The following is a 25,643-nucleotide window of genomic DNA, read 5'->3' on the forward strand; positions in this document are numbered from 1 at the left end:
GAAGTCCAACAGGCACCGGTCCGGCAGCCCCTTTTGGTTATGCGAGCATGGCGGAAACAGGTCAATTGCAAGCTGCGGACAAGAATCCGTGCATTGCACAAGAAAATCGGCGCCTGCGAATCATGGGTTCCGCGGGCAAGGAGGGAGTCTGCTGCGATGCGAGGCGCATGGGCAGCTCTCCGCCTGCAGGATCACCACTGGCCTTGGCCAGTCACCAGGCCCATCGGTGTCTCTCCGTGGCTTCCCGAAAGCACCGAATTCAACTCTATCCCGGCGCAAGCGCGCCTTTCCAGCCTCTGACCTTGCCGCGACCATTCGCCGGGCCGGCCCACCTGGCAGGGCGCCGCCACCGGCACGCCGAAAACCCGCAAGGCCGTTGCTGAGACAGGATGACCCATGACCGCTTTCGCCACACCACCTTCGCAGACTGCCCGCATTGCCCCATTCGACGGATTGCGTGGCGTGGCGGCGGTCATCGTCGTCATGTTCCACTATCTGTGCATGCTGCACCCGTCCTGGGCCCCGATCTCCGGCGAGGTGAAGCTGCTGGCCCATACCCCCGTCAATATCCTGTGGAACGGCCGCCTCGCGGTCTCGGTCTTCTTTGTCCTGTCCGGCTTCGTCATGCCGCCGCAGCCGTGCATCGTCGCGACCTGCTGATCGTCAGCGCGGCCGCCGCCCAGGGGCCAGGTTCAACCGCGATATCTTCACGCGCCTGCTGGACAGTCTTGCCGAGCACGAACTTCTGGCACCCTCGGATCTGGCCGCGCTGCCCGAGGCGCAACGTCCCCGAGCCTGTCGGATCAAGCGCGGCCGCGTCCTCGCGCGGCAGCGAATGTGGACGGAGGCGGTCAAAGCATGGCGGCAGGCAGCCGCCATGGATGCGTCACCCCTGCCCTGGCCGGAGCGCGACATTCTGGCCCGCAGCCCGAATTCGGCGCTTGGCGCTCCCGAGCTTTTCGACAATCCGGAAGTTCGATCAGGTTTCGCCGACCTGTCGCGGCAACCGTTGCCCGGGCCCCAGATCGCGGACGTCGTGCGCCGGGCCGCGCGCTGGCATATCCGGGCGGCGCTTCAGCCCCGCGACCTCCGCCGTGTGATGCAAGGCGCCCGGTTCATGCTGGGGCGCTGAAGCCGGCGCGCAGACAGGGAACCGCCGGGCGGGAGATCCCGCCCGGCGGCCCGCGTCAGGTTCAGGCGTCCAGCTTGGACACCTTGGGCGCGGCCTTCGCGATCTCGATCCGGCGGGGCTTCAGCGCTTCAGGGATCTCGCGGACCAGGTCGATATGCAGCATGCCGTCGGCGTGGCTGGCACCCTGCACGCGCACATGGTCGGCCAAGGTGAACTTGCGCTCGAAGGCACGGGTCGCGATGCCGCGATGCAGGTAGACGCGACCTTCGTCCTCGTCGGCCTTGCGGGCCGAGACGATGACGGAACCGTCGCGCACCTCGACATTCAGATCGTCGGCGGCAAAGCCCGCAACGGCGATCGAGATGCGATAGGCGTCGTCGCCGGTCTTCTCGATGTTGTAGGGCGGATAGGTGGGCGCGGCGATGTCGGCGGACATGGCGCGGTCCATCACGTCGGCCAGGCGGTCAAAGCCGACCGAGGCACGATAAAGCGGGGTCAGGTCAAAGTTGCGCATGGATACATCCTCTCTCAAGCGATGTCATGGATGCCCCCCGTTTGGCCGGGCGGGCGGTCGACCGGCGCCGTCATGGCCGCCGGTCCCCATGATCTAGGAGGGTCCGCAGGCGTTTCAAGACCCCGTCAGGCGGGTTCCAACGCGGCCGGTTTCGGCCCGCCCGTGGCCCAGTCCAGCAGCTCGACCGTGTGGACGACTGGCACCGTGGTGCCACCGCCGATCTGCATCATGCAGCCGATGTTTCCTGCCGCGATCACTTGGGGGGCCACCGCCTCCAGCGTGGCGACCTTGCGCGCCTTCAGCTCGGACGACAGCTCGGGTTGCAGCAGGTTGTAGGTCCCGGCAGACCCGCAGCAGAGATGCGGGTCCGCGGGCTCGACCACCTGGAACCCGGCCCCCGTCAGCAGGTCCTTGGGCGCCGAGCGGATCTGCTGGCCATGCTGCAGGGAACAGGCCGAATGATAGGCCACGCGCATCCCCTGCCCTTCCGGGCGACTGCGATCGGGCAGGCCCAAGGCCACCAGGAACTCGGTCACGTCGCGGGTCAGCCCCGCCACCCGCCGCGCATCGGCCTCCGACGGATCGCCCTTGAACAGGTGGCCGTAATCCTTGACCGTCGTCCCGCAGCCCGAGGTGTTGATGATCACCGCATCCAGCGGCCCCTCCGCCTCGGCCGCCAGCAGCCGGGCGATGCTGTCGCGGGCGCGCGCCTTGCCGTCGGCTTCCTGACCCATGTGCAGCGTCAGCGCCCCGCAGCAGCCGAAGGCCTGCGGGATGACCACATCGCAGCCCGCGCGGCGCAGCAGGCGGATGGTTGCGTCGTTGATGTCGGTGTTCAGCGCCCGCTGCGCACAGCCGATCATCAGCACCACCCGCGCCCGGCGCGTGCCAATCGCGGGAAAGGTCTGGCCCTCGTCGTTGCGGCTGATCGGCGGGATCGATTTCGGCGCCATGCCGACCATGGCCCGCAGCCGCCGGTCGGGCAGCAGCCGGGCAAAGGGCCGCGCCACCCTGGCCCCCAGCAGCGCCAGACGAAAGCGGCGCGGATGCGGCAGCACGGTCTTCAGCACCCATCGCAGCGCGCGGTCGCCAAAGGGGCGGCGATAGGTTTCCTCGATATGTTCACGGGCATGTTCCAGCAGATGCGCGTAATGGACGCCCGACGGGCAGGTCGTCATGCAGGACAGGCAGCCCAGGCAGCGGTCGATATGCTTGACCGTCTTCGCATCCGCGGGACGTCCGGATTCCAGCATGTCCTTGATCAGGTAGATCCGGCCGCGGGGACTGTCCAACTCATCGCCCAGCACCTGATAGGTCGGGCAGGTCGCCGTGCAGAAGCCGCAATGGACGCAGGTCCGCAGGATCTTGTTCGAACGCGCCATCAGCGGATCGTCCAGCTGCGCCGGGGTGAAATGGGTCTGCATCAATCCTGTCCCTGAAAAACGCCGCGCGGGTCAAAGCGTTCGTGCAGGCCGCGTTCCAGCCGGGCCGCTACCGGATCGCGCCCCGGCAGCAGGCCGGGCGCCGCGCCCCGGATGCGGCGGGCATGGCCCGAAAAGCGCGGCAGGTCGGGCTGGTGCCCGGGGTCCAGCCGCACATGGATCAGCGCCCCGCCCCAGTCCAGCGACAGCGGTTCGGGAAGCCGGGCCAGAAGGGTCGGCGCCTCGCTTGGCCGGCAGGTGATGCGCCAGATGTCACCGTCCGTCTCCTCCACCCCCGCGTGAAGGTGGGCCCAGATCTCGCTGTCGCCCTGCTGCACCGCGCCGAACCCGGCCAGGCGACCCGACAGGTCCGCCCCCCGCGAGGCGACCGAGGCCGCCAGCCCCTCCAGCCGGATCAGCGCGCCCCGGCCCGGCAGCCATGCCGCCCCCGACACGTCGAAGGGCCCGCCCAGGGCCTGCGACAGTGCCGGGACGGCCGCCCCCGCATCCAGGTCGGGCAGCTGCAGGGTCAGCGTCACCGGCGGCACCGGCGCGGTGCGAAAGCTCAACTCGGTCAGCGCGCCAAGGCGCCCCCGGCTGCCCGCCATCAGCTTGACGAGGTCATAGCCGGTCACGTTCTTCATGACTCGGCCGCCGTTGCGGGCGACCGTGCCCTCGCCGTCGACAAAGCGCACGCCGATCAGCGCATCCCGCGCCGCCCCCGCCTGCACCCGGCGCGGCCCCGAGGCATTGGCGGCAGCGACCCCGCCGATGGTCGATCCCGGCGTGCCGGCCGGCTCGAATCCCAGCATCTGCCCCTCGGCGGCCAGCGTCTGGCGCACCGTGTCCAGCGGCGTGCCCGCGCGGACCACCAGGGTCAGCGCCTCGGGTTCATAAAGCGTGACCCCGGTCAGCGCCGACAGGTCCAGCCGCCTGCCCTGTCCCTCGCCCGGCCACAGGCGGGTGGCGCCGCCGACGATGGACAAAGGCTCGGCCGCGTTCCGGATCAGGTCGGCCAGTTCCGTTTCCGTCTCAGGCCGCATCGGCGGGCCGGTTCAGGCGGCGGTCGCGCCGGGGGGCCGACACATCCAGCGGAAAGACCTTGGCCGCGTTCAGCAGCCAATGCGGATCAAAGACATCCTTGACGCGCATCTGCGCCTCCAGATCGGGGGGATCAAACTGCACCGACATCAGGTCGCGTTTTTCGATGCCCACGCCATGTTCGCCCGTCAGGCAGCCGCCGACCTCGACGCAGAGGCGCAGGATGTCGGCACCCAGGGCCTCGGCCCGGTCCAGGTCGCCCGCGGTATTCGCGTCATAGATGATCAGCGGATGCATGTTGCCGTCGCCGGCGTGAAAGACATTGGCCACCGCCAGCCCGTACTGCCGCGACAGATCGCCGATCCCCGCCAGGACCGAGGGCAGAGAGGTCACCGGGATGGTCCCGTCCAGGCAGATATAGTCGCCCATCTGCCCCATCGCGCCAAAGGCCGACTTGCGGCCCAGCCAGATGCGGCGGGATTCGTCCTCGGACCGGCTTTCGCGGAACTCGACGGGATCAAAGCGCAGGGCGATGTCACGGATCAGCGACAGCTGCTCGTCGATCTCGGGGGGCGTGCCCTCGACCTCGATGATCAGCAGCGCCTCGCAGTCGGGATAGCCGGGTTGGGCATAGGCCTCGGTGGCGCGGATGCAGGGGCTGTCCATGAACTCGATCGCGACCGGGATGATCCCCGCGCGGATGATCGCCGCGACGCAGGCGCCGGCCGTCTCGCTGCTGTCAAAGCCGACCAGCACCGGACGCGCGCCCGCCGGCCGCGGCAGGATGCGCAGGGTCGCCTCGGTCACGATGCCCAGCTGTCCCTCGGACCCGCAGACGACGCCCAGCAGGTCCAGTCCCGGCCCCTCGCCCGTCGGACCGCCCAGTTCCACCACGCTGCCATCCATCAGGACCAGCGTGACCCCCAGCAGGTTGTTGGTGGTGACCCCATATTTCAGGCAATGCGCCCCGCCGGAATTCATCGCGATATTGCCGCCGATCGCGCAGGCCAGCTGGCTGGAAGGGTCGGGCGCATAGAAGAACCCCAGGCTTTCGACCGCGCCCGAAACCGACAGGTTGGTGCGGCCGGCCTGCACGCGGATCATGCGATCTCCGAGCGCGATCTCCAGCACCTCGGTCATGCGCGACAGGCCGATCACGACCGCGTCTTGGCTGGGCATCGATCCTCCGGCCAGGCTGGTCCCCGCCCCGCGCGGCACGACCGGAACCCTCAGGTCGTGGCACAGGCGCAGCAGGCGCGACACCTCCTCGGTGCTGCGGGGCAGCACCACGGCCAGCGGCGGGCAGCGATAGGCCGACAGCGCATCGCATTCATAGGCGCGGGTTTCCGCGGGATCGTCGATGACGGCGCCTGGCAGCGCGGACTGCAGGGCGGCGAGGATGGCCTGGCGGCGCGACAGGACGGACGCGTCGGGCGGGGGCATCTGCATCATGGCCGGTTCTCCTCCCTGCCGTGAGCGCCAAGAATACGAAGACCCGCAGGGGCTTTCAAGCGTGCCGCGCCGGGCCTAGTGTCGCGGCATGACGCCATTCGACCTGTCCGACGATCTTTTTGCCGTGCTGCCCGACCTGGTGGCGCTGATCCTGATGTTCGCAGCCTGGCTGGGCATCGGCTGGTTTACCGAACGTCCGCCGGCGGGGCGACCTTCGGTTTCCGTGCTGATGACGCGCTTTCGCCGCGAATGGATGCGCCAGATGGTGCTGCGCGACCCGCGCATCTTCGACGGCAACATCCTCTCCAGCCTGCGCGAGGGGACGGCCTTCTTCGCCTCGGCCTGCATGATCGCGACGGGCGGCCTGCTGGCGCTGATCGGCAACGGAGAGCGGCTGCGCGGCATCGTCGCCGGGCTGGAACTGAACCCGTCGGAGCAGAGCGCATGGGAATTGCGCCTGCTGGTGACGATGTTCTTCGTCGTCAACGCCTTCCTGAAATTCGTATGGGCGCACCGGCTGTTCGGCTATTGCGCGGTGATGATGGCCTCGGTCCCCAACGACCCGCGCGATCCGGCGGCACTGCCACGCGCCATGCAGGCGGCCGACCTGAACATCACCGCCGCCCGCAGCTTCAATGCCGGGCTGCGCAGCGTCTATTTCGCGCTCGGCTCGCTTGGCTGGCTGGGCGGTCCCTGGGTGCTGATGGCCGGGACGCTGATCGTGCTGTGGGTCACCTGGAGGCGAGAGTTCAACTCGACCTCGCGCCGGGTCATCCTGCGGTCGCTGCCGCCCCCTGCGCTGCCCGCAGCCGTGCCTTGCGGTCCCGGCGGATCGACAAGGTCAGCACCACCGCCCCCGCAGCCGTAAGCGCGACGCCCACCACGCCCGGCGCGCGCCAGCCCCATCCCGCCGCCAGCGCCAGCCCCGCCAGGAAGGGCCCCAGCGCATTGGCCGCGTTGAAGGCCGCGTGGTTCATCGCGGCGGCCATGTTCTGCGCCGGGCCTGCCACGTCCATCAGCCGGGTCTGCAGCGGGATGACCAGCCCCGCACCCGCCGCGATCAGAAAGGACGACAGCACCATCAGCGGCCAGCTGCCCACGACCAGCGCGGCAAAGCCCTGGGTCGCGGCCATGGCAAACAGCGACAGATAGGCGGCGCGGTCGATGCCCATCAACTCGGTCAAACGGCCGGCGCCCCAGGTGCCAAGCGTGCCGCCCACGCCAAAGACCGCCAGCGTCAGCGGCACGGCATAGGCCGGGGCCTGGGTGGTGGCCAGGATCGCGGCCGTGAGGAAGGCATAGACTGCGAAAAGGCCGCCAAAGCCGATCGCGCCGACCGCCAGCACCCACAGCACGCGCGGGTTCTTCAGCGCCTGCAGCTCGTCCCAGGGCCGGGCGTCGCGGTTGCCGCCGACGCGGGGCGCGACCCGCAGGATCGCCCAAGCCGAGATCAGCGCCAGCACCCCCGGCAGCGCGAATCCCCATCGCCAGCCAATGCTCTGCCCCATCCAGCCGGCCAGGGGCACGCCCACGATATTGGCGACGGTCAGCCCCAGCAGAACCCGGGCCGCGCCCCGCGCCCGCTGGCCCGCCGGCAGCGCGTCGGCGGCATAGAGCATCGCCACCCCCAGGAACCCGCCATGCGGCAGTCCGGCCAGAAAGCGCATGCCGGTCAGCGCGGCCAGGCCCGGCATGACGGCGGCGACCAGGTTCACGATGCCGTAGAACGCCATCAGGGCCGCCAGATAGCGCCGCCGCGGCAGCCGCGCCCCCATGATCGAGGTCAGCGGCGCACCCACGACCACGCCAAGCGCATAGGCGCTGATGACATGCCCGGCCTGGGGCTCGGTCAGCATCAGGTCGGCCGCGAAATAGGGCAAAAGGCCCATTGCGGCGAATTCGGAGGTGCCGATCGCAAAGGCGCCAAGGGCAAGCGCAAGGATCGCGGCCCTGAAATCTCGGGTCTGGGTCATCAACATGCCTGCGCTGAAGGATCAGCCCCCTCACATCAGCTTGCGCCCGGCTTGGCAAGCATCGGGAGCGAAAGGCAGGGTTGCACGACGTGCAAACCGGCTAGATCAACCCGCGCTTGAGGGCGATCCACAGCGCCACCCCTGCCAGCACCAGCAACCCAAGCGCCAGCGCGGCACTGATGCCGATCGCCCGCCCCTGCCACCGCGACAGCGCTCCCAGGGGACGCAGATGGGCCACCAGCGCGGCATGATCCCGGCTCAGGCGCCGCAGGGGCAGCTGCCGCGCGACCTTGGGCTGGGCGGACCGGCGCCCCGCCTCGGCCAGGCGGGAGGCGCCGGCGCGCAGGCGCAGGGGCAGCGCGGCGCCGCGCCGCTCCAGCATCTGGTGCAGGGGCGGACGTTCACCGCGCGGGGCGCCGCCAAAGCGCGCGGCCATCAGCTCGGCCACCTCATCGGCCATGCGGGGGATGTCTTCGAAGCTGCGGGCCTTGCGGGTCATGGCGGCAGGATAGGGGGGATGGCTCCTCTGCGCCAGTCGCCGTAAGCTGGCGGCATGAAACTCAATCACACGATCATCGGCCCCGATGAGGGCCTGCCCATCCTTCTGGTCCACGGCCTCTACGGCCAGGGCCGCAACCTGGGCGCACAGGCCCGGCGGCTGGCCGAGACCCGGCCGGTCGCGACGGTCGACCTGCGCAACCACGGCGACAGCCCGCATGATGCGGATGTGGGCTATCCGGCCCTGGCCGCCGACCTGGAGGAGGTGATCCGCGACCTGGGCGGGCGGGTCGATCTGGTCGGCCATTCGATGGGCGGCAAGGCCGCGATGGCGCTGGCGCTGACGCATCCGGATCTGGTGCGCCGGCTGGTGGTGATGGACATCGCGCCCCTGGCCTATGACCATGACCAGACCCGCTATGTCGACGCGATGCAGGCGCTGGACCTGCAAGCGGTATCCCGGCGCAGCCAGGCCGACCGGCAGATGGCCGCCCGGGTGGAGGATCCGCGCATCCGCGCCTTCCTGCTGCAGAACCTGGACCTGAAGGCCGAACCGCCGGTCTGGAAGCTGAACCTGTCCGCGTTGCGCGCCGGAATGCCGCAGATCGTCGGCTGGCCCGACGGCATGCCCGCCGAGACGTTCAAGGGCAAGGTGCTGGCCCTGCGCGGCGAGACGTCGGACTATGTCGACGCAAAGGGCGAACGCGCCCTGCGCCAGTATTTCCCGCAGGTCAAGGTGGTGACCCTGAAGGGCACCGGCCATTGGCTGCATGCCGAGGAGCCCGAGGCGGTGGCCGAGACCTTGGCCGCCTTCCTGGGCGAGGGCCAGGGTGATTAACCAGGCTGCGACTAGCCCGGCTGCGGCGGGTCCGGGCAGCGCAGGTCGGCCCGCGCGACGGCAGACCCTGGTCCGCCCTCCAGGGTCAGGCTGTCGGGAATGACGGTGCAGCCGGTGGCCTGCCCGATGGCACGCAGCATCCGCCCGGGTACCCGCGCCCGTTCGGCCCGCGAGGCATAGCTGAGGCGGATCACCTGGACCTCGGCTCCGGCATGAAAGACGGCAAACCTCATGCCGTCCACGGTCACGTCGCGGCGCAGGGCGCCCAGCATGTCGCGCGAGGGAGAGGCGCAGCCCATCAGCAGCGCCACGACGAGGAAGGAAAAGGTCATGCGTCCCATGACCTCATCCTGCGCCCGAAGTCCTGAAGAAAGGCTTAATCGGCCTGCTGCTCTTCCAGGCGGTCGGCCAGCGATTCGGCCCGCGCGGCCAGTTCGGCCATCGCCTCCTTCAGGTCAGCAGGGACGACCGGCACCTCGACGCGCGGCGGGTTCTGCTGCAGCCGGGTGACGTGGCGTTCGGCGCGCTCGGCGCGTTCCTCCAGGGTGGCAAAGCGGTCGGCCAGCATCAGCCCCGCCAGGAGCAGCAGCCGCGGTTCGGGAACCCGGCCCGCCTGTTCCAGGATCTGCCGCGCCTCGCCGTCCAGGATCTGGGCGGCGCGCTGCAGCAGGCGTTCCTCGCCATCCTGGGCGCCGACACGATATTCCTTGTGCCCGATGGTGAATTCGACCTCGGCCATCTCAGATCCCTCCGCTGCGTGTCTGCTGTTCGCCGTCCTCGCCCTCGGGCAGGCCGCCGGCGTCGCCGCCGATCTCGGCGGGAACCTCGGCCGGCTCGGCTCCCGGTTGTTCGGCCAGCGGCGCATCCTCGGCCAAAAGCCGTTCCAGCTCGGCCATGATCTCGCTCATCTGTGCCATCTCGGCGGCGCGGGCGGCACGCAGGGCCTGGATCTCGGCCTCCAGCGCGTCGCGCACCTCGTCCACGCCGATGCCACCAGTGTCCTGCGCCTCGATCAGGCTGCGGTTCGCTCCCACCAGCTCCTCGTTCGCGGCCGCCAGGCGGGCGGCCTGTTCCGAGGCCGCCTCGATCCGCGCCTGCAGATCGGCCAGATCCGCACCGTGATCGGGCTGGGCCGTGCCTTGGCGTGCCATCTCCAGCTCTCGGTTCAGGCGGGCATTCTGCGCCTCTGCCTCCTGCAGCTGCAGGGTCAGTGCCTCGATCTGCCGCAGGTCGGCGGCGGCCGGGCGCGGGGCGGCGTCCAGCAACTGGCCCAGGCGGTCCAGCGCGGCGCTGAGCCGGCGTTCGCTGGCGTTGATATCGCTCATCGGCGTCGGTCCTCCGGTGACATTTCCCCGGTTCTCGCATCGCAGCACCCATAAGACAAGAACGGGCGGGACCACCCGCCCGCCCGGTCGCCGGAGGTGATGCCGTCAGGCAAGTTCCCGCCGCTCGTTGATCAACCCCTTGACCAGCGCATAGCAGGCGCCCAGCAGCACGATCGTGAAGGGGAAGCCGGTCGAGACCGCCATCGCCTGCAGCGCCGCAAGACCTCCGCCCAGCAGCAGCGCGATGGCCACCAGCCCTTCGACGCTGACCCAGAAGATCCGCTGCGGTACGGGCGCGTTCACCTTGCCGCCCGCCGCGATCGTGTCGATGACCAGCGAGCCCGAGTCCGACGAGGTGACGAAGAACACGATCACCAGGATGATGCCCACCAGGCTGGTGATCTCGGTCAGCGGCAACTGGCCCAGCATCTCGAACAGCTTCAGTTCCAGCGGCGCGTCGGTGATCCCGGCAAAGCCGCCCAGGGTTAGGTCGATGGCCGTGCCGCCCAGCGCCGTCATCCACAGGATGGAGATCAGCGACGGCACGATCAGCACCGCGATCAGGAACTGGCGTACCGTGCGGCCGCGGGACACACGGGCGATGAACATGCCCACGAAGGGTGACCAGCTGATCCACCAGGCCCAGTAGAAGGCCGTCCAGCCCTGCCGGAAGTTGTCGTCGGTCCGCCCGAAGGGGTTCGACAGGGGGATCAGGTCGGTAGCATATGCGCCCAGGTTGGCGAAGAAGCCCGTCAGGATCACCCAGGTCGGGCCGACCGTGATCACGAAGGCCAGCAGGATCACGGCCAGGATCATGTTCAGCTCGGACAGGCGCTTGACGCCCTTTTCGACGCCCAGAACCACCGAGGCGCCGGCCACGATGGTGATCAGGATGATCAGGATCACCTTGGTCATGCTGCTGTTCTCGAAGCCGAACAGATAGGCGAGGCCCGCCGTCGCCTGCTCGGCCCCGAGGCCAAGCGAGGTGGCCAGGCCGAAGGTCGTGGCCAGAACCGCCAGGATGTCGATGACATGCCCCGGCCAGCCCCAGATCCGCTCTCCGAAGATCGGATAGAAGACCGAGCGCAGTGTCAGCGGCAGCCCCTTGTTGAAGGCGAACAGGCCAAGCGCCAGCGCCACGACGGCATAGATCGCCCAGGGGTGCAGACCCCAGTGGAAGATCGTCGCCGCCATCCCCAGACGGCGCGCGGCCTCGGGGTCGCCCGCGGCGGCGCCAAGGGGCGCCCAGTCGGTGCGGATCCCGTCCTGGATCACCTCGCCGCCCAGCGCGGCCTCGAAATGGCCCAGGGGCTCGCTGACGCCATAGAACATCAGGCCGATGCCCATGCCTGCCGCAAACAGCATCGCAAACCAGCCCGTCAGGCTGAAGTCAGGGCTGGCCTCGGGACCGCCCAGGCGGACCGATCCAAGCGGCGATACGATCAGCGCCAGGCACAGCAGCACGAAGATGTTGCCGGCCATCATGAAGAACCAGTCGAGATTGCCGGTCAGCGCGTCGCGCAGCCCCGCAAAGACCGGTTCGACTTGGGTCGGAAACAGCAGCGTCACCACGGTGAAGCCCACGACGGCCAGGGCCGAGACGCCAAAGACCGGGTTGTGCACGTCGAAGGCGAAAGGCGCGCTGCCCTCGATGTTGTCTTGGCCGATCGTGTAGTCGGTCTCGATGATCTCGGTGGCCCCCTCGGGCACGGGAAGGGGCTCGACCCCGTTTTCGTCGGACGCCGGAGGCGGTGGCGGCGGCGGTGCCGGCTTCTTTTCCTTGCGCGGCGGGAAGCGGCCGCTCAGCGCATCTTGTTCGCGCAAAAGATCGCGCGGTGAGGGGGCACCCGGCTTGCCCGGGCCTTTCGGAGGCGTCTGTGACATCTGTCCCTTTCAGCTCTGATCTCTCGCGGGGGCCGGATCCCGGGACCCCGCACCTGTCCGCAATGCGCGGCAGGTTTTCACATTATGTTCAAAATGACCACCTTCAGGCGACCTATCTGGCCCAAAGCCGACCATTGTGTCGCAGGGTTGTCCCTTGACTTTCGCCATGATGCAGATGCAGCATCCGCGCGTTTTGCCAGGCACATGGGGCCCAGATGGGACGAGTCAGTCGCAGTTTCGTGGTCATCGGGCTGGGGGCCTTCGGCAGCGTGGTGGCGACCGAACTGGCGCGCTTTGGCAATCAGGTGCTGGGGGTCGACAAGGACCCGCGCCGTGTCTCGGCCCTGGCCGAGCAGTTGCCTTCGGTGGTGATCCTTGACGCCTCCGACGAAGGCGCGCTGCGCGAGGCGGGCGTGGACCGCTATGACGTGGGCCTGGTCTCGATCGGCAACGACCTGGAAAGCAACGTGATCGCTGCCATGAACCTGCGGCTGATCGGGGTCGAGACGATCTGGGCCAAGGCCGAAAGCCGCACGCATCACCGCATCCTGTCCAAGATCGGCGCCGATCGGGTGATCATGCCGGGGCTGGAGATGGGCCGCCATGCGGCGCAGATGCTGAACAACCCCGCCGTGCAGGACTATGTCAGCCTGGGCAACGGCTATTCGGTCGTGAACCTGATGATCCCACAGCGCCTGTCGGGGCGCCACTTGTCGCAGCTGCGGATCGATCCCGCCGTCGAGGTGCTGGGAATGATGCGCGGCACCGAATACCGCAGCACCCGCGACGACGACCCGGTCCTGCAGACCAACGACCGCCTCCTGCTGCTGGGCAAGCGGGTGGACCTGACCCGATTCGGCGACCAGCTTTGAGGCGTGCCTCGCGCCGCCGGGCCAGCCTGTCCCGGCGCGCCCTGATGAAATGGCTGTCGCGCACCCCGCCGCCGGCGGTCCTGGCGACCGGGTATCTGGCGCTGGTCGTGCTGGGGGCGCTGCTGCTGATGCTGCCGCCGATGGCCCGCACGCCCGTCAGGCTGGTCGATGCGCTGTTCACGTCGACCTCGGCGGTGACGGTGACGGGGCTTGGCGTGATCGACACCGAACATGTGCTGACCTTCTGGGGCCAGCTGGTGGTGGCGGTGCTGATCCAACTGGGCGGCCTGGGCCTGATGACTTTTGCGGTCCTGGTCTGGTCGGCGCTTGGGCGGCCCCTGGGGATCACCCAGGGCGTCTACCTGCGCGAGGACCTGAACCAGACCTCCTATGTGCAGCTGACACGCTTGGTGCGGACCATCTTCCGGGTCGTCATCATCGCCGAACTGGCGGGGGCGATGCTGCTGTGCCTGTCCTTCATGCCGGCGCATGGTCTGGCGGCCGGGCTGTGGCACGCGATCTTTCATTCCATCTCGGCCTTCAACAACGCGGGCTTCTCGACCTTCTCGCCGGGCCTGACGATCTATGCGACCGATCCGATCGTGAACACGGTCATCCCCGCGCTCTTCATCACCGGGGGGATCGGCTATGTGGTCGTCTCGGACATCTACCGCCGCCCCTTCTGGCGGGGCTGGAGCCTGCACACGCGGCTGATGATCATTGGAACGGCGGTGCTGATCCTGCTGGGCGTCGGGATCACCGCCGTGCTGGAGTGGAACAATCCGCGCACCCTGGGCCAGTTCGACAGCACCACGGCGCGCCTGGCGGTGGCTTGGTTCCAGGGCGTCACGACGCGGACGGCCGGGTTCAACACGACCGACATCTCGGGGCTGCACGATTCGACGTCGCTGTTCTACATGGCGCTGATGATCATCGGGGGCGGCCCGACGTCGACCGCCGGCGGGCTGAAGGTGACAACGGTCGTCGTGATGGTGCTGGCCACCATCGCCTTTCTGCGCCGCCGGACCGACATCTGGGCCTTTGGCCGGTCGATCCCGCTTGGCGACGTGCTGAAGGCGATGGCGCTGATCTCGATCGCATCGGCCGTGATCTTCACGGCCGTCTTCGTGATGCTGATCAGCCACGACGGCGAGTTCATCGACATTGCGTTCGAGGTCGCTTCGGCCTTCGGGACCACGGGCCTGTCGCGCGGCTACACGACCGAGCTGACGGATTTCGGCCGCATCGTCATCATGGTGGTGATGTTTTTGGGTCGGGTCGGGCCGCTGACCCTAGGCTTCTTCCTGGCCACGCGGATGGTGCCCAGGGTGCGCTATCCGGCCGGTCAGGTCCATCTTGGCTGATCCTGCCGTCCGCCCTATAAGGCGCGCAGACAGGAAGGACCTTTCATGCGCCAGGCGACGATCACCCGCAAGACATCGGAAACCTCGATCGAGGTGACGCTGAACCTCGACGGTACCGGGGTTTATGACAACCGGACCGGCGTGGGCTTCTTCGACCACATGCTGGACCAGCTGTCGCGGCATTCGCTGATCGACATGACGATCCGCGCGACGGGCGATCTGCATATCGACGACCACCACACGGTCGAGGATACCGGCATCGCCATCGGCCAGGCGCTGGTCGCGGCCTTGGGGGACAAGAAGGGCATCCGCCGCTATGGCAGCTTCCTGCTGGCCATGGACGATTCGCTGGTCCGCGCCGCGCTGGACCTGTCCGCCCGCCCCTACCTGGTCTGGAACGTCGATTTTCCGTCGGAAAAGATCGGGACCTTCGACACCGAACTGGTGCGCGAATTCTTCCAGGCGCTGTCCACGCATGGCGGCATCACGCTACATGTCGACCGCATCCACGGCCTGAACAGCCACCACATCGCCGAGGCCGCGTTCAAGTCCGTGGCGCGCGCGTTGCGCGAGGCGGTCGAGCCCGATCCCCGCATGGCGGGTGTCCTTCCCTCGACCAAGGGGGCCCTGTGATGCGGGTCGCGCTGGTCGATTACGACAGCGGCAACCTGCATTCTGCGGAAAAGGCGTTCCAGCTGATGGGCCGCGACGCGGGCGCCGAGGTCGTGGTCACCTCGGATCCCGAGGTCGCCGCCAGTGCCGACCGCATCGTGCTGCCGGGCGACGGCGCCTTCCCCGCCTGCCGCGCGGCCTTGGGCGAGGTCGACGGCATGGCCGAGGCGATCCAGCAGGCCGTCCTGACGCGCGGCGTGCCCTTCATGGGCATCTGCGTCGGGATGCAGATGCTGGCCACCACCGGGCACGAATACCGCGAGACCCCCGGCCTGAACTGGATCGGCGGAGAGATCCAGGCCATCGCCGCGCCGGGCCTCAAGGTGCCGCACATGGGCTGGAACGATCTGGTGATCGACAACCCGCATCCGGTGCTGGAGGGGATCGCAACGGGCGATCATGCCTATTTCGTCCACAGCTGGCAATTCCAGGTGGCCGACCCCGCGCATCTGCTGGCGCATGTCGACTACGGCGGACCGGTCACCGCGGTGGTGGGACGCGACAACATCATCGGCACCCAGTTTCACCCTGAGAAATCACAGGGCGTCGGCTTGCGCCTGATCGCGAACTTCCTGCGCTGGAACCCCTGAATTCTCCGTTGCCCAAGGACCGTCGGGGGTAGATGGGGCAAAAGGACCAGTGGGGGCGCAAGCGCCCCCCGCCTTCAGCCCATCACATAGTCGCCGTAAATCGCCTCGACCCGCCGCGTCACCGGCCCGCCCACGCCCCCGCGCAGCGCCCGCCCGTCGATGCTGGCCACCGGCGTGATCCCGCCAAGCGTGCCGGTCACAAAGGCCTCGTCCGCGGCATAGGTTTGCGCCAGGGTGAAATTCCCCTCGCGCAGCACGCCGCCCGCCTCGTGCCACAGCCGCATCACCGTCGCCCGCGTGATCCCGTTGAAACAGCAGGCCCCGTCCGAGGTCCACAGCTCCTGCCCCCGGACGATGAAGAAGTTCGTGGAATTGCAACTGGCGACAAACCCCCGGTCGTCCAGCATCAGCGCCTCGTCCGCGCCCATGTCGATCGCCTGGTTCAATGCCTGGATGAAGTTCAGCCGGCTGTGCGAATTCAGCCGCAGGTCGAACACGTCCGGCGTCGAACAGCGGATGGCCGAAGTCATCAGCCGCAGCCCCCGCGCCTTCAGCGCCGCATTGGGCTGCTTCCACTCGGCCAGGATCACCACGGTCGGCCCGCCCCGCACAAAGCGCGGGTCCTGGTTGATGGTCGTCTTGACCCCGCGCGTGACCATCAGGCGGATATGGACGCCGTCCTCCATCCCGTTGGCCGCCAGCAGCGCATCGATGGCCGCCACCAGTTCCGCGCGCGGCATCAGCTCCAGCCGGATGGAATTGGCGCCCTCGTAGAGCCGGTCCAGATGCGCTTCCAGTGACAGGATGCGACCGCGCACCAGCCGCAGCCCCTCCCAGACCCCGTCCCCCAGCCCGAAGCCTGCGTCAAAGACCGACACCCGCGCCTCGTCCCGCGGCACCAGGTCGCCGTTCACGTGAACCAGCACCCGGTCGTTGCGCGGATCGGGGGCATAGCTTTGGGCGCTGTCGCGGCTGGCATCATCCATCGGAACCTCCTGCTTCTTTGGGCGGCAGGCAATCATGGGCAGGTTCCGGGGGCAAGCCGCTCTGGACGCCGGGCGCGCGATCAGCTTTTGTGCCCCGAAAGACAGGAGAGGCTGATGGACGATCTGGAACGGCGCATCGCGCAGGGGCGCGGCGACCAGCCCGCCGATCTGGTTCTGCGCGGCGGGCGGGTCTTCGACCTGGTGACCGGCGCCATGATCGGCGGCGACGTGGCGATCTGCGGCGACCGGATCGTGGGCATCGGCGCCGATTACGAGGGCGCGCGGGTCATCGACGTCACCGGCCTGACCCTGGTGCCGGGCTTCATCGACACGCATCTGCATGTCGAGAGCAGCCTGGTCACCCCCTTCGAATTCGACCGCTGCGTCACGCCCCGCGGCGTCACCACCGCCATCTGCGACCCGCATGAGATCGCCAATGTCATCGGCCTGGACGGCATCCGCTATTTCCAAGCCGCGTCCGAACACCTGCTGATGGACCTGCGCGTGCAGCTGTCCTCCTGCGTGCCATCGACGGAGATGGAGACTTCGGGCGCCCGGATCGAGGCCGCCGACCTGGCGCAGGTCATGGGCCACCGATCGGCCATCGGCCTGGCCGAGTTCATGAACTATCCGGGCGTGATCCACCGCGACCCGGGGGCGATGGCCAAGTTGCGCCTGTTCGCGGGCGGCCATATCGACGGCCACTGCCCGCAGCTGTCGGGCCGTGACCTGAATGCCTATGTCGCCGCCGGCATCCGCACCGAGCACGAGGCCACCACGGCCGACGAGGCGCTGGAAAAGCTGCGCAAGGGCATGCGCGTGCTGATCCGCGAAGGCTCGGTCAGCAAGGACCTGGACGCGCTGCAGCCGATCCTGACGGAGGCGACCAGCGCCTATCTGTGCCTGTGCACGGATGACCGCAACCCGCTGGACATCGCGGAACACGGGCACCTGGACTACATGATCCGCCGCCTGATCGCGCTTGGTACGTCGCCGCTGGCGGCCTATCGCGCCGCGTCCCTGTCGGCGGCCGAAGCCTTTGGGCTGAAGGATCGCGGGCTGATCGCGCCGGGCCTGCGCGCCGACATCGTGGCGATCGACAGCCTGGAGGGCTGCCACGCGCAGATGGTCCTGACCGGCGGGCGTGTCGCGGACGACGCGGCGTTCGCGGCGCGCGGCACCGTCGCCCCGGTCGGCCGCGCCTCGGTCAAGGCGCCCCGGGTCACGCCGCAGGATTTCCGCTGCACGGGCAACCGCACCCAAACCCCCGTGATTGGCATCCTGGAAGGCAAGATCATCACCGAACACCTGACCATAGACATCCCGCCGCAGGATGGCGACAAGCGCCCTGACCCAGGCCGCGACCTGACCCGGATCGCGGTGATCGAGCGCCATGGCAAGAACGGCAACATCGCCACAGGCTTTGTCCGGGGCTTTGGTTTGGCACGCGGCGCCATCGCCTCGACCGTCTGCCACGACCACCACAACATCGCCGTGGTGGGGGCCGATTACGCCGACATGGCGCTGGCTGCCAATCGCCTGTCAGAGATCGAAGGCGGCTTCGTCGTCGCCTGCGAAGGGCGGATCCTGGCCGAACTGCCCCTGCCCGTCGCCGGCCTGATGAGCCTTGATCCGTTCGAGACCGTCCGCGACGCCCTGATCGACCTGCGCCAGGCTGCCCGCAGCCTGGGCACCCCGCTGGAGGAGCCCTTCCTGCAACTGGCCTTCCTCGCCCTGCCCGTCATTCCGGCGCTGAAGATCACCGACCGCGGCATGGTCGATGTCGCGAACTTCGAGATCATCGCCCCCTGATGTCTCCGTTGCCCAACGACCCGCAGGCGTAGGCACGGCCAAGACGGGGCGGCAGCCCCCTTACCCGCCCCGCACCCGCGCGACCTCGGCAATGGCCCGCGCCACGGCCTCGTCGATGCTCAGCCTGCTGGTGTCCAGCACCACCGCGTCATCGGCAGGCCGCAGCGGCGCGGTCGCCCGCTGGCTGTCGCGCAGGTCGCGCTCGCGCAGTTGCGCCAGCATCTCGGCCGGGTCGGCGCCCAGTTCGGCGGCGCGCCGCTCCGCGCGCACCTCGTCCGAGGCCACGACATAGAGCTTCACTGCCGCGTCGGGGCAGATGACCGTGCCGATGTCGCGCCCGTCCAGCACCGCGCCCGGCTCCTGGGCGGCAAAGCGGTGCTGGAACTCGACCAGGGCCGCGCGCACCTCGGGGATGGCAGCGATGCGGCTGGCTGCCTGGCCCGCCTCGGCGCTGCGCAGCCCCTCCCCTTGCAGATCGGCCGGCGACAGGCCGCGTGCAGCGGCCACCGCGTCACCGCCCAATGCCCCGGTGGCCCGGTACAAAAGACCGGTATCCAGATGGTGAAATCCGAAATGGCGGGCCAGGGCGCGGGCGATGGTGCCCTTGCCGGATGCGGCCGGTCCGTCGATGGCGATGATGAAGGGCATGTCAGTCAGGGCCGGCTTGAGGAAAGGATGTGCCGCACCCATGGCACAGGAAGCCCCGAAAGGTCCAGCACCGGCCGCGACTTGACCTGAACAGCGCGGCAGCGCAGGGGATCGGGGTCAGATTCCGCTTGGCAAAGGCGCCGTCGCCACGTCCTATGAACCATTGTGACCCCCGTTTCGAGATCGACATTTTATGCTTTCAGGATTCATCGAGGAGCTGCTGGCCGCCGGAACCCTTTCCGACATCAGAACCGTGTTCATGGCAGCGGCCGCGCAGTTCGGGTTCGAAAACACCTTCTACGCCGCCCGCTTCATGCTGACCGTGCCGGCCTCGCTTTTGCGCGAACCCCCGGTAGTCCTGACCAACGCCCCCGCGCCGGTGCTGGAAGAGGCCCGGCAGCTGCGCGACCTGGACAGCGACGGATGGGTCCGGTGGGTGCTGGAAAACGACGGCGACATTTCCTCGGCCGAACTTCAGGCGCAGTGGTCATCACCCTCGCTGCAGGTCGCCGCGCGGCACGGTGTTGGCGCGGTCCATATCCTCAGCCTGCGCGAACGGGTGCTGCACAGCGCCGGGGCGGTCCTGCTGAACCCGCACAAGGGGGCCGATGACGAGGTCCTGGCGCAGCGCTGGCGCCAGTCGGGCCGGGACATGCGCATCCTGTCCTGGATCATGCACATGCGCGTGGCCACGATGGCCCGCCAGCAGTTCCCGCCGACCCTGACGCCGCGCCAGCGCGAGGTCCTGGGCTGGCGCTCGGCCGGCAAGACCGTGGACGAGATCGCGATCATCCTGGGGATCACGCCCGCGACGGTCGAAAAGCACCTGCGGCTGGCCCGCGACTCGCTGGGGGTGGAGACAACGCCGCAGGCGGTGCTCAAGGCGCACGTCACCCACCAACTGCACCACCCCGACACCGCCCTGCGGGGGTAGGGTTTTCCCCCGTTTTCCTCGGCGTCCCACTGGCGTCAGATCGGCCGGTTCCGTGAGTGGTGACACGCAAGTGTCAGGAACAGGCGGCGTGCGGCCCGGTTGCCTTGGCCGCCGCCGCCACCAGGATCTGCAACCTCAGCGGGCAAAACGAAAAATGCCGGCCACCAGGGCCGGCATTTCGCGTTGAGGCGAAAGGGAATCAGGCGCCGCTGAGGGTCTTGGCGACCTCGGCTGCGAAATCCTCTTCCTTCTTCTCGATGCCTTCGCCGACGGCAACGCGCGCAAAGGCGGTGATCGTCGCGCCCTGCTCCTTGGCCGCTTCGGCCACGGTCAGGTCGGGGTTGATGACGAACTTCTGGCCGGTCAGCGTGACCTCCTCGAAGAACTTCTTCATGCGGCCCTCGATCATCTTCTCGATGACCGCGTCCGGCTTGCCCGACTCGCGCGCCTGCTCGGTCAGGACCTGCTTCTCGCGCTCGACCAGGGACTGGTCCAGGTCCGCTTCGCCCAGCGAGGCGGGCGAGGTCGCGGCAACATGCATCGCGATCTGGCGGCCGATCTCCTCGTTGCCGCCCTCAAGGCCGACCAGCACGCCGATCTTGCCCATGCCGTCGGCAGCAGCGTTGTGGACGTAATGCACGACCGTCGGCGCGGTCACGACGACCATCCGGCGAAGGGTCATGTTCTCGCCGATTTTGGCGATCGCGTCGGTCAGGATCTCGGAGACGGCCTTGCCGTCGATCTGCTCGTTCTTCAGCGCCTCGACATCGTCGACGTTCAGCGCGGCCTGGGCGATCTTGCGCACCATGGCCTGGAATTCCTCGTTCTTGCCGACGAAGTCGGTTTCCGAGTTCACCTCGACGGCAACGCCCTTGCCGGCTTTCACGGCGACGGCGACCAGGCCCTCGGCGGCAACGCGGCCCGATTTCTTGGCGGCCTTGGCCAGACCCTTGGTGCGCAGCCAGTCCACCGCGGCTTCCATGTCGCCGTCGGTTTCGGTCAGCGCCTTCTTGGCGTCCATCATGCCTGCGCCGGTGGTCTCGCGCAGTTCCTTCACCATGGCTGCGGTGATTGCCATATCCGTCTCCTCTGTGTTCAACACGTCAGGCGGGGCATATCCCCGCCTGACGACAATTCGATGAAATCGCGGATCCGAAAGGGATCAGGCCTCGGCGGCAGCCTCTTCGGCGGCCGGCTCGTCCAGCAGCTCTTCCGGGGCATCCGACAGCGAACCCAGGTCGACGCCCGCGGCGCCCATCTGGGCCGACATGCCGTCCAGCGCGGCGCGGCTGACCAGGTCGCAGTACAGTGCGATCGCGCGGGCCGCGTCATCGTTGCCCGGGATGATGTAGTCCACGCCTTCGGGCGAGCAGTTGGTATCGACCACGGCGACGACCGGGATGCCCAGCTTCTTGGCTTCCAGGATGGCCAGGTCTTCCTTGTTCACGTCGATGACGAACAGCAGGTCGGGAAGGCCGCCCATGTCGCGGATGCCGCCCAGGCTGGCCTGCAGCTTGGCCTGCTCGCGCTCGAGCTGCAGACGCTCTTTCTTGGTCAGGCCATCAGCGCCGCCGGCCATGGTCTCGTCAATCGCCTTCAGGCGGTTGATCGACTGGCTGACGGTCTTCCAGTTGGTCAGCGTGCCGCCCAGCCAACGGTGGTTCATGTAGAACTGGGCCGATTTCTCGGCGGCCTCGGAGATGGCCTTCTGGGCCTGGCGCTTGGTGCCGACGAACAGGACGCGGCCGCCCTTGGCGACGGTGTCGCGCACGACCTGCAGCGCCTGGTCCAGCATCGGGACGGTCTGCGTCAGGTCGAGGATGTGGATGCCATTGCGGTCGCCATAGATGAACTCGCCCATGCGGGGGTTCCAGCGCTGCGTCTGGTGGCCATAGTGAACGCCAGCTTCAAGAAGCTGACGCAGCGAGAATTCGGGAAGCGCCATAACGTGTTCCTTTCCGGTTTGCGCCTTGGCAGGGGATCTCAGGGCGGACGCCCCAACCGGTGGACCTTTTGCGGATGTCTCCCGCAAGGGCCCGCCCCTGCCTGTGAAGTGTGCGCGCCATAGCCCCTGCCCGGCGTCGATGCAAGCGGTTTCGCCACCGGACCGGTTCGATAGCGGTAACATAGGGGCTGCGAACATGGCGCTTTGGCTTGCATCACCCGCGTCTTGGGTTCAGGTTCGGGGCGATTTTCACGTCCGAAGGTGCGCCATGACCCCGCAGATCCAGTCGCAGCAGACCAAGGCCCTGTGCCAGCTTGCCCCCGTCATCCCGGTCATCGTGATCAAGGACGCCGCCCAGTCCGAGGGGCTGGCCCGGGCGCTGGTCACCGGCGGCCTTCCGGTGCTGGAGGTGACGCTGCGGTCCGATGCGGCATTGGATTCGATCCGCGCGATGAGCGGGGTTCAGGGCGGCCATGTCGGCGCCGGCACCGTGCTGACGCCCGACGACGCCAAACGCGCCAAGGATGCGGGCGCGAAATTCGCCGTCTCTCCGGGCCTGACCGACCGCCTGATCGCCGCCTGCGAGGAGCTGGAGCTGCCGCTGCTGCCCGGCGTGGTCACGGCGTCCGAAGTGATGCGGGCGGCCGATGCGGGCTTTGACATGCTGAAGTTCTTTCCGGCCGAGGCCGTCGGCGGCGCGCCTGCGCTGAAGTCGCTGGCCGGTCCCCTGCCCCGCGTCAGCTTCTGCCCCACGGGCGGCGTGACCCCTCAGAACGCCGGCAGCTACCTGTCGCTGCCCAACGTGATCTGCGTGGGCGGCAGCTGGATCGTCACCGACGCGGACGTCGCCGCCGGGAACTGGCAGGCGATCGAGGATCGCGCCCGCACCGCCGCCGCCCTGCCCCGCGGGTAGGGACCGCGATGACCGACCTGGCCCGCGCAAGGCGCAACGTCATCATCCTGGTGCTGGCGCAGGCGATCCTGGGCGCGCAGATGTCGGTCGTCTTCATCGTCGGCGGGCTGGCGGGCCAGATCCTGGCGCCCAATCCCTGCCTTGCGACGCTGCCCGTGTCGCTGGTCATCCTGGGATCGGCGCTGACCGCGCGCCCGCTGTCCCGCCTCATGCAGCGGCGCGGGCGGCAGGCGGGCTTCCTGCTGGCCGTGCTGGCCGGCGCCCTGGGGGCCGCGGTGTCGGCGACGGGGATTTGGCAGAATTCCTTCCTGCTATTCCTGGCGGGGTCCCTGCTGACCGGGATCTACATGTCGGCGCAGGGCTTCTACCGCTTCGCGGCCACCGACACCGCCCCCGAGGATTTCGCCCCCCGCGCGATCAGCTGGGTGATGGCCGGGGGGCTTGCCTCGGCGATCATCGGGCCGTCGCTGGTGCGGCTGACCAGCGACCTGACCGCAGTGCCCTTTCTGGCCACCTATGTCGCGGTGATCGGCCTGAACCTGATCGGGCCGTTCCTTTTTGCCTTCCTGGACATTCCGCGGCCGCCTGCGCCGGTGGCGGGCGTCGTCGCCGGACGGCCGATGGGTCAGATCCTGCGCAGCCCGGCGATCATCGTCGCGATGATCTGCGGGATGGTGTCCTATGCGCTGATGAACCTGGTGATGACCTCGACGCCGCTGGCGGTGGTCGGTTGCGGCTATCACGCCTCGGACGCGGCCAATATCGTCAGCGCGCATGTCCTGGCCATGTTCGCCCCCAGCTTCTTCACCGGCCATCTGATCGCGCGCTTCGGGGCGGAACGCATCGTGGGCCTGGGCTTGGTCATCCTGGCCATGGCCGGGGCCGTGGCGCTGTCCGGCATCCAGCTGGAGCAGTTCTTCCTGGCCCTGATCCTCCTGGGGATCGGCTGGAACTTTGGCTATATCGGCGCCACCACCATGCTGACCCGCGCCCATGCCCCGGAAGAGCGTGGCCGCGTCCAGGGCATGAACGACCTGATCGTCTTTGGCGGGGTGTTCCTGGCCTCGCTGTCCTCTGGCGGGCTGCTGAACTGCTCGGGTGGGTCGGTGCAGGCCGGGTGGAATGCCGTCAACCTGGCGATGCTGCCGTTCCTGGTGCTGGCCGGCGGTGCGCTGATCTGGCTGGTGATGCGCCCGAAAGAGGCCTGAGCCTCAGATCAGCGTCTTCTGCTCGGGCGCAGGGGGCTTGCGCCGCTTGGGCCGGGCGGGCGCGGTTTCGGGCTGCACCGCGACCCGGCGGTCGCCCGCGAATTGCAGCTCCAGCCGCGCCGCCTGCCCCGCCGCATCGGCCGAGGTGATGACCTTGTCCTCCGGGCCACGCACGATGACAAAGCCACGGGCCAGTGTTTCCTCGGGGCCAAGCGACTGGCGCATCCGGTCCAGCCGCGCCAGGGTCTGCCGGCGCTGGCCCTGTCCCCGCCGTAGCGCCGCGTCCAGACGCTGGTGCAGTTCCGTCAGCCGTGCCGCCTGCTGGGTGATCGCGCGCCGCGTGGAGGCCGTCACGCGCTTCAGCGACGCATCCAGCCGTTCCTGGATCTGCACCAGCCGGTCACGGGGACGTTCCGTCCGGCGCCGGCCCGCAAGGTCCAGGCGGCTTTCCAGCCGCTCCAGCCCGTGCCGCTTGGCAGCGGTGAACTGGCGCAGCGTCGCGGCCGGCATGGGGCGCGAGGCCAACTGCTGGTGGCGGCTGCGGACCAGCTGGCGCAGCGCCGGCTCCAGCCGCGCGCCGCGCAGGTCGAGGCGCTGACGCGCGCCCTCGGTCAGGGCCGCCGGGCGGCCCAAGGCGCGGGCCAGATCGCGCAGCCGCTGGCGCGGGCGCTGGATCGCCTGCGCGTTGCAGCGCGCCATGCGCGCCCCGCTTTCGGCCAGCCGCGCCGCCAGGTCGGCCCGGACCGGCACGGCCATTTCGGCGGCGGCGGTGGGCGTCGGTGCGCGGCGGTCCGAGGCAAAGTCGATCAGCGTGGTGTCCGTCTCATGCCCCACGGCCGAGATCAGCGGGATGGTGCTGGCCGCCGCAGCCCGCACCACGATTTCCTCGTTGAAGCCCCACAGATCCTCCAGGCTGCCGCCGCCGCGCGCCACGATGATCAGGTCGGGCCGCGGGATCGCCCCGCCCTGCGGCAGTGCGTTGAACCCTTGGATGGCGGCCGACACCTGCGCCGCACAGGCCTGCCCCTGCACCGCCACGGGCCAGATCACCACGCGGGTCGGAAAGCGGTCGCGCAGCCGGTGCAGGATGTCGCGGATCACCGCCCCCGAGGGCGAGGTCACGACGCCGATCACCCTTGGCAGGAACGGCAAGGCCCGCTTGCGGTCAGGATCGAACAGCCCCTCGGCCGCCAGGGCCTTCTTGCGCTTTTCCAGCATCGCCATCAGCGCACCGGCCCCGGCAGGCTCGATCTGGTCGACGATCATCTGGTACTTGGACTGGCCGGGAAAGGTCGTCAGCCGGCCGGTCGCGATGACCTCCATCCCCTCCTCGGGGGCTTGGATCAGCCGCGCGGCCTGCCCCTTCCAAGTCACCGCCGCCAGGCAGGCGCGGTCGTCCTTGAGGTCGAAATAGAGATGCCCCGAACCAGGCCGCGACACGCGCCCGACCTCGGCCCGCACGCGAACGCGGCCGAACTGGTCCTCGATGCTGCGCTTGACGGCGCCCGACAACTCGGAGACCGTGAATTCATGCGCATTGCTGCCCGCGGGCGGGTCGGTTTCGGGGTCGTCGTCCAGAAGGTCCATGCGGCTTGTTCCCTTGTCCGCGCCAGACTAGAAC

27 protein-coding genes are annotated in these 25,643 nt (G+C 68.7%); 12 read left to right on the forward strand and 15 right to left on the reverse strand.

The genetic code is table 11. The features are described from left to right. Positions 1-396: 396 nt before the first annotated feature. Together ACNR9W_RS12475 and ACNR9W_RS12480 are read left to right on the forward strand one after the other, a co-directional pair. Positions 397-660 carry an acyltransferase family protein gene (locus tag ACNR9W_RS12475; protein WP_419268980.1) on the forward strand — a complete coding sequence of 88 codons (264 nt, stop codon included), beginning with the start codon at positions 397-399 and terminating at the stop codon, positions 658-660. A gap of 217 nt (positions 661-877) precedes the next feature. Continuing rightward, positions 878-1,132 carry a hypothetical protein gene (locus ACNR9W_RS12480; protein ID WP_419268981.1) on the forward strand — a complete coding sequence of 85 codons (255 nt, stop codon included), beginning with the start codon at positions 878-880 and terminating at the stop codon, positions 1,130-1,132. A 61-nt stretch (positions 1,133-1,193) separates the two neighbouring features. On the opposite strand, the gene ACNR9W_RS12485 is transcribed toward ACNR9W_RS12480, so the two are convergent. The 4 genes from ACNR9W_RS12485 to ACNR9W_RS12500 all read right to left on the reverse strand — a co-directional run bounded on the left by ACNR9W_RS12485 (position 1,194) and on the right by ACNR9W_RS12500 (position 5,557). After that, entirely contained in the window at positions 1,194-1,646 is a 453-nt protein-coding gene (locus tag ACNR9W_RS12485; protein WP_419268982.1) for an Hsp20 family protein, read from the reverse strand. A gap of 125 nt (positions 1,647-1,771) precedes the next feature. Further along, complete coding sequence (glcF, locus tag ACNR9W_RS12490) at positions 1,772-3,070, reverse strand: glycolate oxidase subunit GlcF (RefSeq protein WP_419268983.1); 1,299 nt, start codon at positions 3,068-3,070, stop codon at positions 1,772-1,774. After that, positions 3,070-4,110, reverse strand: a complete 1,041-nt coding sequence (locus tag ACNR9W_RS12495; RefSeq protein WP_419268984.1) for an FAD-binding protein — start codon at positions 4,108-4,110, stop codon at positions 3,070-3,072. The genes glcF and ACNR9W_RS12495 overlap by 1 nt, the downstream gene beginning before the upstream one ends. Next, complete coding sequence (locus ACNR9W_RS12500) at positions 4,100-5,557, reverse strand: FAD-linked oxidase C-terminal domain-containing protein (protein ID WP_419269011.1); 1,458 nt, start codon at positions 5,555-5,557, stop codon at positions 4,100-4,102. Before ACNR9W_RS12500 ends, ACNR9W_RS12495 begins: the two co-directional genes overlap by 11 nt. A gap of 91 nt (positions 5,558-5,648) precedes the next feature. Here ACNR9W_RS12500 and ACNR9W_RS12505 point away from each other — a divergent pair, with 91 nt between their 5' ends. Continuing rightward, complete coding sequence (locus tag ACNR9W_RS12505) at positions 5,649-6,428, forward strand: DUF599 domain-containing protein (RefSeq protein WP_419268985.1); 780 nt, start codon at positions 5,649-5,651, stop codon at positions 6,426-6,428. On the opposite strand, the gene ACNR9W_RS12510 is transcribed toward ACNR9W_RS12505, so the two are convergent. Together ACNR9W_RS12510 and ACNR9W_RS12515 are read right to left on the reverse strand one after the other, a co-directional pair. Next, a complete protein-coding gene (locus tag ACNR9W_RS12510) occupies positions 6,331-7,533 on the reverse strand; it encodes an MFS transporter (protein ID WP_419268986.1) in 1,203 nt (400 codons plus the stop codon). The genes ACNR9W_RS12505 and ACNR9W_RS12510 overlap by 98 nt on opposite strands. A gap of 100 nt (positions 7,534-7,633) precedes the next feature. Continuing rightward, positions 7,634-8,032, reverse strand: coding sequence for a hypothetical protein (locus ACNR9W_RS12515; RefSeq protein ID WP_419268987.1), 399 nt, complete (start codon positions 8,030-8,032; stop codon positions 7,634-7,636). A 54-nt stretch (positions 8,033-8,086) separates the two neighbouring features. Between ACNR9W_RS12515 and ACNR9W_RS12520 the strand changes: the two genes are divergently transcribed. Further along, positions 8,087-8,869, forward strand: a complete 783-nt coding sequence (locus tag ACNR9W_RS12520) for an alpha/beta fold hydrolase (RefSeq protein ID WP_419268988.1) — start codon at positions 8,087-8,089, stop codon at positions 8,867-8,869. A gap of 11 nt (positions 8,870-8,880) precedes the next feature. Here the strand turns inward: ACNR9W_RS12520 and ACNR9W_RS12525 are convergent, their stop codons facing one another. The 4 genes from ACNR9W_RS12525 to ACNR9W_RS12540 form a co-directional block, all read right to left on the reverse strand. Next, positions 8,881-9,210, reverse strand: coding sequence for a hypothetical protein (locus tag ACNR9W_RS12525; protein ID WP_419268989.1), 330 nt, complete (start codon positions 9,208-9,210; stop codon positions 8,881-8,883). Between the two features lie 35 nt (positions 9,211-9,245). Then, positions 9,246-9,608 (reverse strand): cell division protein ZapA, encoded by a 363-nt coding sequence (gene zapA, locus ACNR9W_RS12530; RefSeq protein ID WP_419268990.1) that lies wholly within the window; start codon positions 9,606-9,608, stop codon positions 9,246-9,248. 1 nt (position 9,609) lies between these two features. Continuing rightward, positions 9,610-10,194 (reverse strand): hypothetical protein, encoded by a 585-nt coding sequence (locus tag ACNR9W_RS12535; protein ID WP_419268991.1) that lies wholly within the window; start codon positions 10,192-10,194, stop codon positions 9,610-9,612. Positions 10,195-10,299: 105 nt separating this feature from the next. Further along, positions 10,300-12,078, reverse strand: a complete 1,779-nt coding sequence (locus tag ACNR9W_RS12540) for a BCCT family transporter (protein WP_419268992.1) — start codon at positions 12,076-12,078, stop codon at positions 10,300-10,302. 215 nt (positions 12,079-12,293) lie between these two features. Here ACNR9W_RS12540 and ACNR9W_RS12545 point away from each other — a divergent pair, with 215 nt between their 5' ends. Genes ACNR9W_RS12545 through hisH form a run of 4 tightly spaced genes read left to right on the forward strand, consistent with a single transcriptional unit; the run spans position 12,294 to position 15,576 of the window. Further along, positions 12,294-12,950, forward strand: coding sequence for a potassium channel family protein (locus ACNR9W_RS12545; RefSeq protein WP_419268993.1), 657 nt, complete (start codon positions 12,294-12,296; stop codon positions 12,948-12,950). Between the two features lie 44 nt (positions 12,951-12,994). Continuing rightward, a complete protein-coding gene (locus tag ACNR9W_RS12550) occupies positions 12,995-14,314 on the forward strand; it encodes a TrkH family potassium uptake protein (RefSeq protein WP_419268994.1) in 1,320 nt (439 codons plus the stop codon). A gap of 45 nt (positions 14,315-14,359) precedes the next feature. Continuing rightward, positions 14,360-14,947 (forward strand): imidazoleglycerol-phosphate dehydratase HisB, encoded by a 588-nt coding sequence (gene hisB / locus ACNR9W_RS12555; RefSeq protein ID WP_419268995.1) that lies wholly within the window; start codon positions 14,360-14,362, stop codon positions 14,945-14,947. Then, positions 14,947-15,576 (forward strand): imidazole glycerol phosphate synthase subunit HisH, encoded by a 630-nt coding sequence (gene hisH / locus ACNR9W_RS12560; protein ID WP_419268996.1) that lies wholly within the window; start codon positions 14,947-14,949, stop codon positions 15,574-15,576. The genes hisB and hisH overlap by 1 nt, the downstream gene beginning before the upstream one ends. Positions 15,577-15,650: 74 nt before the next feature. Here the strand turns inward: hisH and ACNR9W_RS12565 are convergent, their stop codons facing one another. After that, the gene (locus ACNR9W_RS12565) at positions 15,651-16,562 is read right to left on the reverse strand and encodes an aminotransferase class IV (RefSeq protein ID WP_419268997.1); all 912 of its coding nucleotides are present in this window, start codon (positions 16,560-16,562) and stop codon (positions 15,651-15,653) included. A gap of 114 nt (positions 16,563-16,676) precedes the next feature. Between ACNR9W_RS12565 and ade the strand changes: the two genes are divergently transcribed. Then, entirely contained in the window at positions 16,677-18,374 is a 1,698-nt protein-coding gene (gene ade / locus ACNR9W_RS12570) for an adenine deaminase (RefSeq protein WP_419268998.1), read from the forward strand. Between the two features lie 60 nt (positions 18,375-18,434). Here ade and ACNR9W_RS12575 read toward each other — a convergent pair whose 3' ends face one another. Continuing rightward, a complete protein-coding gene (locus ACNR9W_RS12575) occupies positions 18,435-19,022 on the reverse strand; it encodes a (d)CMP kinase (RefSeq protein WP_419269013.1) in 588 nt (195 codons plus the stop codon). 193 nt (positions 19,023-19,215) lie between these two features. On the opposite strand from ACNR9W_RS12575, the gene ACNR9W_RS12580 reads away from it, so the two are divergent. After that, entirely contained in the window at positions 19,216-19,956 is a 741-nt protein-coding gene (locus tag ACNR9W_RS12580) for a helix-turn-helix transcriptional regulator (protein ID WP_419269000.1), read from the forward strand. A 199-nt stretch (positions 19,957-20,155) separates the two neighbouring features. Here the strand turns inward: ACNR9W_RS12580 and tsf are convergent, their stop codons facing one another. Both tsf and rpsB read right to left on the reverse strand, forming a co-directional pair. Beyond that, positions 20,156-21,034, reverse strand: coding sequence for a translation elongation factor Ts (gene tsf / locus ACNR9W_RS12585; protein ID WP_419269001.1), 879 nt, complete (start codon positions 21,032-21,034; stop codon positions 20,156-20,158). 84 nt (positions 21,035-21,118) lie between these two features. Next, complete coding sequence (gene rpsB / locus ACNR9W_RS12590; RefSeq protein WP_419269002.1) at positions 21,119-21,901, reverse strand: 30S ribosomal protein S2; 783 nt, start codon at positions 21,899-21,901, stop codon at positions 21,119-21,121. 268 nt (positions 21,902-22,169) lie between these two features. On the opposite strand from rpsB, the gene ACNR9W_RS12595 reads away from it, so the two are divergent. Further along, entirely contained in the window at positions 22,170-22,814 is a 645-nt protein-coding gene (locus ACNR9W_RS12595; protein WP_419269003.1) for a bifunctional 4-hydroxy-2-oxoglutarate aldolase/2-dehydro-3-deoxy-phosphogluconate aldolase, read from the forward strand. Between the two features lie 8 nt (positions 22,815-22,822). Further along, positions 22,823-24,022, forward strand: a complete 1,200-nt coding sequence (locus ACNR9W_RS12600) for an MFS transporter (RefSeq protein ID WP_419269004.1) — start codon at positions 22,823-22,825, stop codon at positions 24,020-24,022. Between the two features lie 3 nt (positions 24,023-24,025). Here the strand turns inward: ACNR9W_RS12600 and xseA are convergent, their stop codons facing one another. Next, positions 24,026-25,609 (reverse strand): exodeoxyribonuclease VII large subunit, encoded by a 1,584-nt coding sequence (xseA, locus tag ACNR9W_RS12605; protein WP_458478497.1) that lies wholly within the window; start codon positions 25,607-25,609, stop codon positions 24,026-24,028. Positions 25,610-25,643: the final 34 nt, after the last annotated feature.

It is taken from the genome of Paracoccus sp. T5 (genome assembly GCF_048538155.2).
Taxonomy (GTDB): Bacteria; Pseudomonadota; Alphaproteobacteria; order Rhodobacterales; family Rhodobacteraceae; genus Paracoccus.